The following is a 14,133-nucleotide window of genomic DNA, read 5'->3' on the forward strand; positions in this document are numbered from 1 at the left end:
GTTCACTGCGTTCACGGACCCTCTCCCACAAGGGGCGAGGGTGTTCCCCGCCCCCTGCCTCACCCTTTCACGATGCACCGTCTCGCCGACTCACCGTATCCCGGTTTCTCCGTTTCTCCCACTCCCCGTCTCTCCCATTCACCGGCTCATCCCTAGGTATCCTCAGGGCGCCATGTCCGACTTCGCACAATCTTGGAAGCTCTCTCGGTCCCGGTTCCTCGCCGCCCTCGAGGGCATGAGCCAGGAGCAGCTCAACTGGCGCATTCATGAGGGAACCCTGACGATGGCCGAGATGGCGATGCACGTTGCCGGGGTCGAAGTCTCCTTTGCCTCGCAGCTCACTGAGCGCGAACTTTCCACCGAGGAAGCCCGCATCAAGGCCGCGGCGACGGACGGCGTGGTCAACGACAAGCCGTTTCCGTTCACGAGCTCGGAGATGACGCCGGAGTTCGTGGCGGCCTCGCTCGCGGCAGCCGCCGCCATCGCGGGCCCAGTTATCGAGGCCGCCGATCCAAAAGTGCGGACAAAGGAGATTGTCAGTGCTTTGGGGCCGGTGATCACGGGCGACGGGGCGTTTGCACGGCTCGGCTTTCACGCCGGTTATCACCAGGGACAAGCGCATTTCATCCAGACCGCACCGGGATTCCCCAAATAGGCGCCATGCGCGTCGATCCGGCAGAGTTCGATCTCGGCAACTGTAGGCGCATCCTGGTCTGCGGCCCCACGGGTTCGGGCAAGTCCACCCTCGCCAGGGCCATCTCGAAGAAGCTCGACGTTGACTACGTGGAGCTCGACAGCCTGTTCCACGAGCCGAACTGGCACTCTGCGCCGGATCCGGTGTTCTTCGAGCGGATAGCACAAGCCATCGAGGGCGACGCTTGGGTGGTGGACGGCAACTACTCGCGCACAAGACACCTGACCCTGCCCAGGGCCGATCTGGTCATCTGGCTGCACTTCCCGCTCGGTTTCACCTTCCGACGGCTGCTCTGGCGAACCGTCCGCCGCTGCTGGAGGAAAGAGGTGCTTTGGAAGGGCTGCAGGGAGAATTGGAAGACGAGCTTCCTAAGCCGCGACAGCATTCTCCTGTGGCTGCTCAAGTCTCATTCCCTAAACCTAGCGCGCCTCAGAGAGTTCAAAGACGAGTCCCAGTCGGCGCTTATTCCCCTGCTGGAGTTTCGGCGACCGAAGAACTTTGACCGGTGGGTTTCTGAAATTGGCTTGGAACTCACGTAGGTCGCGGCTAAAATGAACCGCCAGACGCCTTGAGGAATAACGATGCAACCCACCTTAACCCCAAGCCCCGAGAATGTGCGTTTCTATCAAGAGAACGGTTATCTGCTTGTCAGGGGCCTCTTCAGCGCCGTAGAGTGCGCGAAGCTTAGCGACTACTTCACCACCATGGTGGAGCGCGGCGGCGACGGCTGGGCCGAGGGCGGGGTTCATCCTGATTCCGAGGACCCGCTCAAGCGGTATCCCCGCCTTCTTCAGCCGCATCGAGGGGACCAGGTCGCCTTCGATTACATGGTCGACGAGCGCATCCGGCAACATTTGACGGCGTTCTACAATCGTGAGCCTTTGGCGGTGCAGACGATGGTCTACTTCAAGCCGCCCGGCGCCAAGGGGCAGGCGCTGCACCAGGACCAGCGCTACCTACGTGCCGAGCCTGGAACCTGCATGGCGGCGTGGCTGGCGCTCGAAGACATCGACGAGGAGAACGGCTGCTTGCAGATCGTGCCGGGTTCGCACGACCTCCCGATGCTATGCCCGGGCGAATCAGATGCAAAGAAAAGCTTCACCTTCGACCAGGTGCCGGTCCCAAAAGACTGCCGGACCGAGCTGGTCCGGATGAAGACCGGGGACATGCTGTTTTTCAATGGCTCGCTCATCCACGGATCAGGCCCGAACCTCTCGAAGACACGGTTTCGACGCATCATCGTCGGCCACTACATTGAGGGTGAGGCCGAAAAGGTGGCGCAGTACTACTTCCCGGTGTATCGCTTCGATGGCACGATCGTGGAGGGCCTGGAAGCCAACCCTTGGGGCGGTGGACCTTGCGGAAACCTGGTGGATCGCGAAGGCAGGCACGGGGTCTTCTCAAGATAGGGAAGGCCCTACGATCTTCGCGAGCGATACGGCTTTTCTTGCCCGAACTTGAGGCTCTCCGCCATCCGTTTGGCCTGCTTTCTTACCTCATCGGCATCGCCTGAGACGCATGCAGTGACCGATCGTTTGCCATCCACAACCCCAAATACCAGGACATGGGCCGAGTTGCCGAGCCGCGTCGTGTCCGTCTCCGCGACCCAGCAATCGCGAGAGCCGAGGGTGGACTTCTTGACGACAAGCCATTTGCCTTGCCGCTCGCCATGCATCATTCCAAAAACCTGCCATTCCGATTGGATCGCCTGCTCGACCATCAGGTCGGCCTCCACCGGATACCGGCAGTAGGTTAGGGCGACCGCCGTGGTTTTGAACTCGATGCCGAAGTTGACGAAGGCTTCGCTGCTCGCGACCATCGAATGGGAATAGGGGTCCGCTTCCAGACCCATCTCCGGGTTCGCGGGAAGGTCCATTTCGAATCCGGCGTAGGTGAACGCGCAATGCGCCCATCCTCCTGCCGCCGGGTGGGTCTGATACTCCGGTGGAAGGTACTTCGCCGCCACCGCATAGGCAGGGTTTTCCTGGATTTGCTTCACACCACTCATCAGGAAGAGGACCATGCCTCCGACAAAGAGGCCGCCGAACACGATCGACCCCACGAGCACCCAGATCAAGACCGAGTTGCTCTTGCGTGCGGGAGGCTGAAAGCCGGGTGTGGGCGCCATGCCTATTACCTTATCAGGTTCCAAGTCGCTTTGAGAAGATGTTCTCGCGCCGGAGGCGTAAAATGGAAAGCAATGACCTTCAAGCGCTTCTTTGATCGAGGCCTCGCCCAAGCGAGCTACATGATCGGCTGCCCCGGAACCGGTGAAGCGGTCATCATCGACCCCAACCGCGATTTCGATCAGTACCTTCAAGCCGCCGAAGCCGAGGGTCTTCGGATCGCCATTGTCACCGAGACCCACATCCACGCGGACTACCTATCGGGTTCCCGCGAATTGGCTGCGCGGACGGGCGCAACGCTCTATCTGAGCGACGAAGGCGATGCAGACTGGAAATATGCCTTCGGCAGCGAGCCAAACGTGCGGCTTGTGAAGGACGGCGACACCTTTGGAACCGGCGCGGTCCAGCTCAAAGTGCTCCACACCCCGGGGCACACCCCCGAGCACATCTGCTTTTTGCTGACCGACCTCTCCGCCTCTCCCCTTTTGGGAGAGGCCGGTGAACGTAGCGAACCGAGTGAGGGGGGAACCCCCGTTGCGCTCTTTTCAGGCGACTTCATCTTCGTAGGAGACGTGGGCCGCCCGGACCTTCTCGAAAACGCCGCCGGCATCAAAGGCACTGCCGAGCCCGGAGCGCGGCGGCTGCATCAGTCGCTCCAGAGAATCCGAGCCTATCCGGACCACCTCCTGGTCTGGCCGGCGCACGGCGCAGGTTCAGCCTGCGGCAAGGCCTTGGGCGGATCGCCAGTCAGCACTTTGGGCTATGAGAAAGCCACGAACTGGGCATTCCAGATTGCCGGCGAGGATGATTTTGTGATGGAGGTCCTTACCGGCCAGCCCGACGCGCCGCCCTATTTCGGACGCATGAAGGTTCAGAACAAGCAAGGGCCCGGGATGCTCGCCGACCGGCCGGACTTCGCGAGGACCGGCTCGCCCCTTCCGGGTGCGCTGACCCTCGACGTCCGGCCGTGCGAGGCCTTTCAAGATCGGCACCTTGCCGGAAGTTTGAACATCAGTGTGTGCCGCTCATTCGTGGCCTATGCCGGCTGGCTAATTCCCGCGGATCGTCCAGTCTCCCTCATTGCAGCGAGCGAACAGGACGCGCGCTATGCCCGCCGCGAGTTGAGCTTGATAGGAGTCGACAACGTGGTGTCCTGGTCTGGGCCCGATGCCATCGAGAGCGCTTCTTCACGGCAGCTTGCATCGGCGGACCACACGGATAGCGGGCATTTGTCGCCGGATGCCGTTCGGCTCGATGTGCGGGCCGCTGCGGAGTTTGAGGAAGGCCACTATCCCGGCGCGGTGAACATCCACTATGGAAGGCTGCCCGCGTTGGCGGGGAGTCTGCCCAAGGACCGGCGAATCGAGGTGTACTGCCACGCGGGGGAGCGCTCGGCAGTGGCGGTGTCGGTGCTGGCCTCGATGGGTTTCACGGATGTTGCGCACATTCGTGACGGCTATGTCGGAATGGTGGATCGGGGTTTGGTGCCGGCCGGCTAGCCGCGTGATTCCGCCAGTTTACGCCTTCCAAACACAAACCACATACCTGTCCAGATGACCAGCGACATGGCAAGGGCCGAGGCCACCTGTCCCCAGGCGATTCCCGAAGCGCCCATGTGCGGCAATAGGGTCAGCCCGACGCTTACCCCCACGATCATCCCCGCCAAGCTGCCCAGCGCGTTCCATTCGTGCCGGCCCTTGCCGAGCAGCCCCATCGAGAGGATGCCGGACCCCGCGAGCACCACATAGCGCAGCAGCAGGATCGCGGTATAGCCAATCGCGCCCAGATAATTGGGATAGATGAAATGGATGATCAGCCAGGTGAGGCCGAGGAGGGCGACGGCGATTCCCAGGCTGGAGGCAAAGAGCTTGCCCTGGAACTGCAGCATTTTGCGGCGCATCCAGGCATCGTCATGGGACCTCTCACTGTAGAACGGCGCGGCGATGTTCTGGGCGGTAGCGGTGATCTGCATCGCCGCCAAGGAAAAGATCGCGCCCATCTGGTAATCCGGAATCTGGCTTCGGTCCTTCACGAAATGGTCCAGCAGGTAGGAATCGGCATAAACCATCGCGACGCTGAGGCTGCTGCTGACCCAGGCCTGGAACGATAGTCTGTCGAACTTTGGAGGCCGGACTGGACGGACAGCAAAAGTTTTCGGTCCCACCGCTCTCACAATGGGCACCAGCGCTGCCAGGAACCCAAAGAGGAGCCCGTACAGAAACCCCGGCATGCCGAAGATCCAGGTTGCCAGCACCGCGAGCACGAAGTTCTGGCCCCGCACAGCGGCGATCATCCTGGCGGTTTCGACGAGCTTCCTCTGAGACTGCAGATACCAGCTGCAGGCGTCCATGAGGTTCTGGAGCGGCACCGTCCAGACGAGCACCATGGCCCATCCGGCGATCTGCGCCGAAGGGGTCAGGTACCCCGCCTGGACCACTCCGCAGAAGATGAGCGCGGCCGCGAGCGCCGTGAACGCCAATCGCCGAATCCCGTAACTGAAGATCGCCTGCTTTTCGTCCTCGGGGCGGTTCTCCGAGCAGAACTTGAGGAGCGTGACGTTCGCGCCGAACGCAGAAACCGGGATGAGCACCATCAGGTACGACTGGAGCACGCGTAGGCTTCCCAGTTCCTCTTTGGTCACAAGCTTGGCGACCACGAAGATCATCGCCACGCTGAGGAACTGGCCGAGGAAGTTGCCGGTGAGCAGGTGAAAAAAACCCTTGCCGTGCAAAAAACGGCTCTGGTCTTTCAGTCGGCTCCAAGGGCTTCGCGCCGGTTCGGGCATCAGGCTCTTGGGATTATGGCTTTACGGCTACTCCCGGATGCCTTTGGCTCGGAAGTACTTCACGCTGGCTTCCACGCTTTCGAGCGGGTGCCTCGGCGCAACGTCGTACTCGATCGAACCGACCTCCACACCCGATTCGGTGCAGGCTGCCAGAACGGAGTCCCAGTCCACCACGCCGGCTCCGGGCTCGGCGAAAACGGGCTCGGGCTTGTCGAGGCCGTCCTTCAGATGGACCTGCTTGACGCGCTTGCCGAGCTTCTTGAGATAGGCCGCGGGGTCTTCCTTGCCGAACCAGACCCAAAAGAGGTCGACCTGGGCTTTCAGTTCGTCTGGATCGCTGCTCTCAAAAAGTACGTCGAGGCCCAGCTTGCCCTCTTGCTTGGCGAATTCGAAGGCATGGTTGTGATAGCCGAGTTGGAGCCCGGCGGCCTTTAGCTTCTTGCCGATTGGCGCGATACGTGCGGCGAACTTGTCCCAGCCCTCTTTGTAGTCGGCTTCGCCGAGCCATGGGATGACGATGAAATCGTTTCCGAGGGTCTTGTGGTCGGCGATGACTTTGTCGAGGTCGCCCTCCAGTTCGCCAAGGCCGACATGGGCGCCGGTGACGCCGAGGCCGGTGTCGTCGAGGATGGCCTTGAGCTCGGCGGCGGGAAGGCCGTACGTGCCCGCAAGCTCGACGTAGTGGAGTCCCATTTTCTTCAGCGATCGCAGGGTGCCCAGCAGGTCGGAAGAGGCCTGGTCCCTGACGGAATAAAGCTGCACGGAGAGTTTCATGACAGCCTCATTCTGGCGGAGGGAATGGGGAGATTGCAGATGGCCAACCGGCCACCCGCCAAATCATAGAAAGGGGACCGCCGGGTCCGCGGACCAAACATCCACGGACGGGGAAACGGGCTGAATGTCCGTGCTCCGTCCGGCTCCTGTCCCCTGGTATAATGCCGCCTGTTCCCAGGGTGCGCTCGTAGAGTGTCCCGTAACGTTTCGGAGGATCAGTTTTTCTTATGCCAGGAACCGGCACCATCATTCAGGTCATGGGCCCCGTCGTCGACTGTCGCTTTGCGACGGAGACGCTGCCCGAGCTCTACAACGCCATCACGATCAAGGACGAAAAGCGCGGTATCGACCTCGTCTGCGAAGTTGCCCAGCACCTTGGTGACGATACCGTTCGAACGGTTGCCTTGAGCACCACCGACGGCCTCGTCCGTGGGATGCCCGCCGTCGATACCGGCGGCCCCATCACCGTGCCCGTGGGCGACGAGACGCTGGGCCGCGTATTCAACCTGCTTGGCAACCCGATCGACAACGGCGCGGAGCTATCCAAGGGCGTTCGGCGCGACCCGATCCACCGCCAGCCGCCACCCCTCAAGGACCAGAGCACAAAGGTCGAAATCCTGCAGACCGGTCTCAAGGTGGTCGACCTTCTCTGCCCCTTCAACAAGGGCGGAAAGATCGGACTCTTCGGCGGCGCGGGCCTGGGCAAGACGGTTCTCATCCAGGAGCTGATCCGAAACATCGCGGTCGAAGCCTCCGGCGTGTCGGTGTTTGCCGGCGTCGGCGAGCGCACCCGCGAGGGCAACGACCTCTGGCTCGAAATGAAGCACGCGAAGTTCAAGGACGTGGACGGCGTGGAGAAGTCGGTTATCGACAAGACCGCCATGGTCTTCGGCCAGATGAACGAGCCGCCCGGAGCGCGCCTTCGCGTCGCCTTGGCTGCGCTCACGATGGCCGAGTACTTCCGCGATGAAGTCGGCTCCGACGTTTTGATCTTCGTGGACAACATCTTCCGGTTCGTCCAGGCGGGCTCCGAGGTCTCGGCGCTTCTGGGACGTATGCCCAGCGCCGTGGGCTACCAGCCCACGCTGGCCACCGAGATGGGCTTCCTTCAGGAGCGCATCACGTCGACCACCAAGGGTTCGGTCACCTCGGTGCAGGCGATCTCTGTGCCTGCCGACGACCCCACCGACCCCGCTCCGGCGACCACGTTCTCCCACCTCGACGCTTATGTCTATCTGGAGCGCGCGATCGCTTCGAAGGGTCTTTATCCCGCGGTTGATCCTCTGGCTTCGGTCTCGAAGAACCTCGATCCGCAGGTCGTCGGCGCAGAGCATTATGCTGTCGCCCGAGGCGTTCAGCAGATTCTGCAGCGCTACAAAGAGCTTCAGGACATCATCGCGATTCTGGGTATCGACGAACTCAGCGACGACGATAAGCAGGTCGTGGCGCGCGCCCGAAAGATCGAGCGCTTCCTTTCGCAGCCGAACTTCGTGGCGGAGCAGTTCACCGGAAACCCCGGCCGCTATGTGCGGCGTGAGGACACGGTGGCGGCGTTCAAGGAGCTCATCGAGGGCAATTTGGACGACGTGCCCGAGCAGGCGTTCCTCTATTGCGGCGGCCTCGACGACGTGATGGAGAAGGCCAACAAGCTGAAAGCTGTAGCGTAGGAAGGGCAGCTTGCCCGTGCTTGAAGCTCCGCGGCACTGCCATGGAGTGCCGGTTGGCAGTCGACCTGAAGATAACCCCGCACAGCCCTGAACGGTTGTGCGGGGTTGTCGTTTGTTTCCCTTGAGGTCGCTCGAAGCTGAAACTCACCCATCAGGGTTTCGGAACGTGATGGGTCGCTCGCGGGAGGCCTTGTTGCGCTCGGCGCCATCGGCCTTGGGTGAAGGAGTTCGGCCCGGTCCGAAGAAGTAGGAGTCCATGATCTCCCGGCGCTATATCCCCACATGGAGGCGCCCCAAGCCGAAACCCAAGCGCTGGCTACCGACGCAGGCTTTTGGCGTTCTTAGCGTGGTTGCGGGGGTTTTGCTCTGGTACCCCCTTTTTGCCCCGTTCTGGAGTCAGGCGGACTCTTCTGCTGACGTCGGACACGCCACCGTGGCGACGCCCTTCGTAACGCATGCGGCGAGAGTCCCTCGGCCCCAAACGGGCCGCCCCGACTGGACCGGCGTGAACATGCCCATCAGCGTTCAGCTTTCGAAGGGACACAAGGATGCTTGGACCCTATTTGCGGTTCTGGGGTTGATCGGCATGATCCTGATGGTGCGCTTGGCGGCATCGGGCAACCCGGGGATCGCCTTTGTCCTGGCCATGGACCTCGGCCTCCTTGGCGGCATCGCCTCGACCGACCCCTATTCGGTCAACCACCTGTTCATGTTCATCTGTGCGGCGCTTATCTCCAGCACCTGGCTCGCGCTGGCGGCCCGCGAGATGGAAGACCCTTGGATTACAGCCCTAGTCATCTGCGCCATCGTCGGCATGGGGCTCTGCTTCAAGTCGATGGGGTTCGGTGAGCGCGTGCTCATTGCGAGCATGGTGCTCGGGATGAACCTGATGTACTACCGGCACGTGGCTGTGGAATAGGAAGGGTGCGCAAATGGACCACCTCGCCCCCCTGGGGAGAGGTCGGTGAGCGCAGCGAACCGGGTGAGGGGGCTCAGTCTTCGGATCACATGCAACATAGACCGCCGAAACCATAGCCCTATGAGCCCCAAAGGTATACTCCCAGCTTCCATGGCAGCTACGTTCCACCTCTCCGTCGTCGCCCCCGACCGCAGCGTCGTGGAGCAAGAGGTCGTGTCCGTGATCGCTCCGGGCGCGGCTGGGTACTTCGGAGTGCTCAAGAACCATGTGCCGCTGGTGGTGGCCCTCAAGCCGGGTCTTCTGGAGTACGTTTCGGCCACGCATGACCGCCATTACGTAGCGCTCAAGGGCGGCTTCTTCGAGCTTGCGAACGACAGAGCCACGATCCTTGCCGATGCAGCTGAGCCGGCGACCGAAATCGACATCGCCCGGGCTGAGAAGGACCTGGAAGAGGCGCGCAGGGCGCTCAGAGGCGAAGATTCCCCGATGGACACCGACGACGCGGTGGTCGAGGTGGAGTGGGCGGTCATCCGCCAGAAAGCCGCGCGGTTGGCCTGACGCAGCCAGAGAGTCAGCCCTTTTCCCTCGACTCATTGAGGGGTAAAGTCCCCGCATGTCCGCCGTCGCGCCCAGCCGCACCCTCCTCGAAGAAGTCACCGCCATCCGTCATGAGATTCACAGGCATCCGGAGCTCGCCTATGAGGAGTTCCACACCAGCGAAGTGGTTCAGCGTGAGCTGAAAGCGGCGGGGGTCGAGTTCGTTGCTGGTTTGGCGGGTGGGACGGGGGTTTTGGGTTGGTTGCCGGCGACGGTGGAGGGTGGCCAGGTTGCCAGGTCATCAGGTTCTCAGGTTACGGACTCCGAACACCTGAACACCCGATCACCTGAACACCCATTCCCCAGGACCATCGCGTTACGCGCGGACATGGACGCGCTTCCCATCCACGAGACGACCGGAAAGGACTACGCCAGCACTATTCCCGGCAAGATGCACGCCTGCGGGCACGATGGGCACACCTCGATTCTCCTTGGGGTTGCGAAAACCCTTGCGGCGATGGACGAGAGACCCAACAACGTGCTTCTGCTCTTTCAGCCTGCCGAAGAGGGAGGCGCGGGCGGCAAGCGCATGGTCGAGGACGGAGCGCTTTCCGGAAAAGTGATCGGGACGAAGGCCGACCGGATCTTTGGGCTTCACGGATGGACAACGCTTCCGCTTGGCAAGGTGGCGACCCGCGTCGGTCCCATGATGGCGGCGACCGATAATTTCGACATCACCATTCGAGGTCAAGGAGGCCATGCGGCCGCGCCCCACACCGGTATCGACCCCATCGTCTGCGCGGCGCACGTGGTGGTCGCCCTCCAAGGCATTGCCTCGCGGAACATCGACCCCTTTGACTCCATTGTGATCACGGTTGGCCAGATCGATGGCGGTACCGCGACGAACATCATCCCCCACACCGCTTCCATCAAGGGAACGGTGCGCACGCTGTTGCCGGAAACCCGCAAGCTGGCTGAGCGCCGACTCAAACAAGTTGCAACAGGGGTCGCCGAAGCCCACAACGCCAAGGCAGAGATTGTCTGGATGCCTGGCTATCCCTGCACCAGCAACTCGGCCGAAGCGGTCGCGGACTTCATGGAGGCTGCGACGCGCGCGTTGGGAGCCGAAGCGGTGAGCGACCAGGGGCTTCCCACGATGGGTGGCGAGGACTTCAGCTACTACGGTTCCGAGTGCCCTGCCTGCTTCTTCCAGCTTGGCGTGATCCCCCCTGGGCAAGAATCCGTGCCAGGAGTTCATACCCCCGAGTTCGATTTCAACGACGACGCCATCGAGATCGGAATCAAGGTGTTCGTCGAACTGGCGACGGCGTATTAAGAAAGACAACGCCGCTCCGGCTCAAAGCCGGAGCGGCGTTGTCTTTCCGAAAAGGAATCAGCGTCGCTTGCGAAGGAGCATCAGGGCGCCAATGCCCAGGGCGGCCAGGGTCGCCGGCTCGGGAACGGTGCCGTCGTAGTTCACGTCGTCCACGCCAATGTAGTTCGAGTTGGCCCCGAAGAAGCCGCCATTGTGAACGTAGTAGCGAAGGGCGAACCTCCCGTCGGTCGGGGCATTGAGCCCGGATACCGTCGCGGAGTACTGGGTCCAAGTCTCCGGATAGCCGGAGGCCGCTTCGCTAGAGTTGACGTCGACCAGCAAGGTGGAGAAGTCCCCCACACCCTCGGCGCCCGAACCCACGTTTGAGCTGGCGCCATTGGTGCTCAACCTCAACTGGAGGCGATCCGGGAAGCCGGAGGCGTCGACCGTCCGGGTCCAGAACGAGAACGTGTCGCCGTTGCGAAGCGTGCGCATGGGCGTGATCAGCCAGCCGCTGAGGGTTTCTTGGCCGGTGGTTCCGCCCGTAAACTGCCAGTTGGCGCCGATGTAGGAGTCGCCTGCGCCGCTGAGGGCCGGAAAGACTGTGTCATTGCCCTGGAACCAATTGTTCTGGGCACTGTCGCTGTGGTTGATCATGTCCCAACCCATGCCGGCCAGCAGGGACACGTCGTCGAAGCCTTCGGAAAAGTCTTGCGCGATTGCGCCCGCAGAGAGCGCCGCAAGGGCGGCCCAAGCCAAAGAACGTTTCATATTTCCTCCAAATCAAAAAGAACCCACCCAGCCAAACCGGCCGGAAGTGCCTTCTTATAGTAGTTGAAAGTGACCCCCGTTGCAATACCAGCCGGCAATACCGCTGGGAAAGCCCGTATTTATGCTAGGCCGGATCGCAGCTGCGGTAAGCCTGGATCAGCGCCAACTCGCCTTCCTTGCCAGGCTTCTGGTTGCCATGCTCCATCCCCAAGACGCCCTGAAACCCCTTTGCCTTGATGTGGGCGAAGATGTTCTTGTAGTTCATTTCACCGGTGGTCGGCTCGTTGCGCCCCGGGTTGTCGCCAATCTGGAAGTAGCCGATCTCCGACCATGCCGCATCGATATTCGGGATGATGTTCCCCTCTTGGATTTGAGCGTGATACATGTCGAACAGGATCTTGCAGGCCGGGCTGTTTACGGCGCGGCAAATCTCATAGGCCTGCGGAACGTCGGTGAGGAACAGGTTCGGGTGGTCGCGGAAGTTGAGCACCTCGATCACCATAGTCAGACCGTGCGGCTCGAATATCTCGCAAGCGCGCCTGAAGGCTTCAACCACATAGGCGGTCTGATAGCCCATGTGCCGGCGGCGGTCGCAGGTCCCCGGCACCACGGTCATCCACTTGGTGTTCATGCGCTTGGCGACGTCGACACATTCCCGACACTCGGCAAGGAACTTGTCGAGGTGCTCCTTTCGACCCGTCGTTAGGGTCGGGTTGGTCCAGTCGATCGAGGTCGCCACGAATATCCCCATTTGAACCCCTCGGTCAGCCATGGCCTTGGCGATCCGCTCCTGATCCTTCACCGAGTAGCCCTTCATGCCGTTTTCCTCCCAGGCGCGAAAGCCCTGGTCGGCGGCGAAGTGGATCTGATCCACGGGATCGTCTCCCGCATGGTTGCGAAACATGCCGAAATGCGGCGCGAACTTCATGGAAAACGGCTTGGATTGCATGGGGTCCCTCACGGTGCTGGAGGCGCTTGCGGTCTTGATCAGCGGCAGCGAGCTTGCCGCGAGACCAGCTTTCAGAAGCGAACGGCGGGTGGGTTTGGGCATGGCGGGAAAGCGCGACGGGCGGCCCCCTGAGGCCGCCCGTGCCTGGTGATCAGGCCAGCTTGGTCTTTCCGGGCATGGCGATCGACGGAACGGCGATCGGGCCGAACTCGAAGCGCGCTGGAACGAGCTTCTCGTTCGAGTTTAAAGCCTGCTCCCAGGTCACTTCGGCGCCGGTGTAGCCGGCCATCCGGCCCATGATGGCGGTCAGAGTGGTCTCGGCGATGCGGTGCCCCTCGTTGACGTAGTCGCCGCTCTTCATGGCCTTGATCAGGTCCTTATGCTCGAGCATGTAGGGGTCCGGCTTCTTGTTCATGTCGGGGTAGCTGTAGTCGCTGCCGCCGCTCGATCCGCCCTGGCTCGGGCCCTTCGGGAAGTAGGACTTGGAAGCGCTGCCCTGACTCATCCTAATCCGACTTGCAGCGTCCGAGGTGCCTTTCGTACCGACGATCAGCTCCGAGACGCGCGAAGCCGTGTTGTCGATCTGCCGGCAAGAGCTGGTCTGAATAACCCCGTTCGCATAGGTGAACTGGGTCATGAAGTGATCGTAGATGTTGCCGAAGATCGCGTCGGTACGGACCTGGCGGCCCGCGAGGCAGATCGCCTTCACGGGGTGCGCGTTCATCGCCCAGTTGCAGATGTCGATGTTGTGGACGTGCTGCTCGACGATGTGGTCGCCCGAGGACCAGGTGAAGTACAGCCAGTTGCGGAGCTGCCACTCCATCTCGCTCATCTGGGGAGTCTTGGCGACGCTCCAGAGGCCGCCCTGGTTCCAGTAGGAATAGAGCGCCCGGATCTCGCCGATTGCGCCATCGTGGATGCGCTTCATGATGTCGAGGTAAGCAAGATCGTGCCGGCGCTGGGTGCCGCAGACCACGTTGAGCTTCTTCTGCGTCGCCAAGTCGGAAGCGGCGAGGAACTGGCGAATACCCGGGGCATCTGTGGCGACCGGCTTTTCGGTGAATACGTGGCATCCACCCTCGATCGCCGCCGCGTAGTGGATCGGACGGGCATAGGGCGGGGTCGCGAGGATGACGTAGTCCGGCTTGGTGGCGACCACGCCTTTGTAGGCGTCCCAACCGACAAACTCCCGGTCCTTGGTGACCTGGAAGCGCTCCTTCTCTTTGATGTTGTCCCTGAGATAGTTGCGCGAGCCGTCGAGGCGATCCTGAAACACGTCGCCGAGGGCCCAAACGACCACGCCCGGATCGGCATCGAGGCTGTTGAACATGGCGCCCGTGCCGCGGCCTCCGCAGCCGATCACGCCGACTCTGATGGTGTTCTTGGCCTGGGAGAACACGCCTGCTGGAAAGGTTAATGCTGCCGCCGTCGCCGCGCTGCGTGCCAGGACTTCGCGCCGAGACGGGCCGTTGTTTCGCGCCATGCAGCAAGCATAGCCGGAATCGGTTTGCAGTGCAAGGGGGCGCTGAAACGACTGGAGACGGAGAGTCGCGAAAAGGGTGAGTTGAACGTGTCCGGGTTCCCGTAGGGCAGACT

Annotated in this window: 14 protein-coding genes; 8 read left to right on the forward strand and 6 right to left on the reverse strand. The window is 61.9% G+C overall.

Annotation, left to right across the window (positions count from 1 at the left end; all coding sequences use genetic code 11):
- The first annotated feature begins 172 nt into the window (after positions 1-172).
- The 3 genes from HZC36_07775 to HZC36_07785 are packed head-to-tail and all read left to right on the forward strand — an operon-like array spanning position 173 to position 2,103.
- Complete coding sequence (locus tag HZC36_07775; protein ID MBI5706873.1) at positions 173-655, forward strand: DinB family protein; 483 nt, start codon at positions 173-175, stop codon at positions 653-655.
- 5 nt (positions 656-660) lie between these two features.
- A complete protein-coding gene (locus HZC36_07780; GenBank protein MBI5706874.1) occupies positions 661-1,233 on the forward strand; it encodes an AAA family ATPase in 573 nt (190 codons plus the stop codon).
- Positions 1,234-1,275: 42 nt separating this feature from the next.
- Positions 1,276-2,103, forward strand: coding sequence for a phytanoyl-CoA dioxygenase family protein (locus tag HZC36_07785; GenBank protein MBI5706875.1), 828 nt, complete (start codon positions 1,276-1,278; stop codon positions 2,101-2,103).
- An 8-nt stretch (positions 2,104-2,111) separates the two neighbouring features.
- Here the strand turns inward: HZC36_07785 and HZC36_07790 are convergent, their stop codons facing one another.
- A complete protein-coding gene (locus HZC36_07790) occupies positions 2,112-2,822 on the reverse strand; it encodes a hypothetical protein (protein MBI5706876.1) in 711 nt (236 codons plus the stop codon).
- 72 nt (positions 2,823-2,894) lie between these two features.
- Between HZC36_07790 and HZC36_07795 the strand changes: the two genes are divergently transcribed.
- On the forward strand, positions 2,895-4,319 hold the full coding sequence (locus HZC36_07795; protein MBI5706877.1) for an MBL fold metallo-hydrolase: 1,425 nt from the start codon (positions 2,895-2,897) through the stop codon (positions 4,317-4,319).
- Here the strand turns inward: HZC36_07795 and HZC36_07800 are convergent.
- Positions 4,316-5,605, reverse strand: a complete 1,290-nt coding sequence (locus HZC36_07800) for an oligosaccharide flippase family protein (GenBank protein MBI5706878.1) — start codon at positions 5,603-5,605, stop codon at positions 4,316-4,318. The two genes, HZC36_07795 and HZC36_07800, sit on opposite strands and share 4 nt — an antisense overlap.
- A 27-nt stretch (positions 5,606-5,632) precedes the next feature.
- Complete coding sequence (locus HZC36_07805) at positions 5,633-6,379, reverse strand: sugar phosphate isomerase/epimerase (protein MBI5706879.1); 747 nt, start codon at positions 6,377-6,379, stop codon at positions 5,633-5,635.
- 227 nt (positions 6,380-6,606) lie between these two features.
- On the opposite strand from HZC36_07805, the gene atpD reads away from it, so the two are divergent.
- From atpD to HZC36_07825, 4 genes are all read left to right on the forward strand, one after another.
- A complete protein-coding gene (gene atpD, locus HZC36_07810) occupies positions 6,607-8,046 on the forward strand; it encodes a F0F1 ATP synthase subunit beta (protein MBI5706880.1) in 1,440 nt (479 codons plus the stop codon).
- A 256-nt stretch (positions 8,047-8,302) separates the two neighbouring features.
- On the forward strand, positions 8,303-8,965 hold the full coding sequence (locus HZC36_07815; protein ID MBI5706881.1) for a hypothetical protein: 663 nt from the start codon (positions 8,303-8,305) through the stop codon (positions 8,963-8,965).
- Positions 8,966-9,115: 150 nt separating this feature from the next.
- Entirely contained in the window at positions 9,116-9,523 is a 408-nt protein-coding gene (gene atpC, locus HZC36_07820; protein MBI5706882.1) for an ATP synthase F1 subunit epsilon, read from the forward strand.
- A 55-nt stretch (positions 9,524-9,578) separates the two neighbouring features.
- Positions 9,579-10,838: an amidohydrolase gene (locus HZC36_07825; GenBank protein ID MBI5706883.1), complete on the forward strand. Its 1,260-nt coding sequence runs from the start codon at positions 9,579-9,581 to the stop codon at positions 10,836-10,838.
- Positions 10,839-10,895: 57 nt separating this feature from the next.
- On the opposite strand, the gene HZC36_07830 is transcribed toward HZC36_07825, so the two are convergent.
- From HZC36_07830 to HZC36_07840, 3 genes are all read right to left on the reverse strand, one after another.
- The gene (locus tag HZC36_07830; GenBank protein ID MBI5706884.1) at positions 10,896-11,576 is read right to left on the reverse strand and encodes a PEP-CTERM sorting domain-containing protein; all 681 of its coding nucleotides are present in this window, start codon (positions 11,574-11,576) and stop codon (positions 10,896-10,898) included.
- A gap of 136 nt (positions 11,577-11,712) precedes the next feature.
- Positions 11,713-12,639, reverse strand: coding sequence for a TIM barrel protein (locus HZC36_07835; protein ID MBI5706885.1), 927 nt, complete (start codon positions 12,637-12,639; stop codon positions 11,713-11,715).
- A gap of 49 nt (positions 12,640-12,688) precedes the next feature.
- On the reverse strand, positions 12,689-14,020 hold the full coding sequence (locus HZC36_07840) for a Gfo/Idh/MocA family oxidoreductase (GenBank protein ID MBI5706886.1): 1,332 nt from the start codon (positions 14,018-14,020) through the stop codon (positions 12,689-12,691).
- Between the last annotated feature and the right edge of the window lie 113 nt (positions 14,021-14,133).

It is taken from the genome of Armatimonadota bacterium (assembly GCA_016223145.1).
Classification (GTDB): Bacteria; Armatimonadota; Fimbriimonadia; order Fimbriimonadales; family Fimbriimonadaceae; genus Nitrosymbiomonas.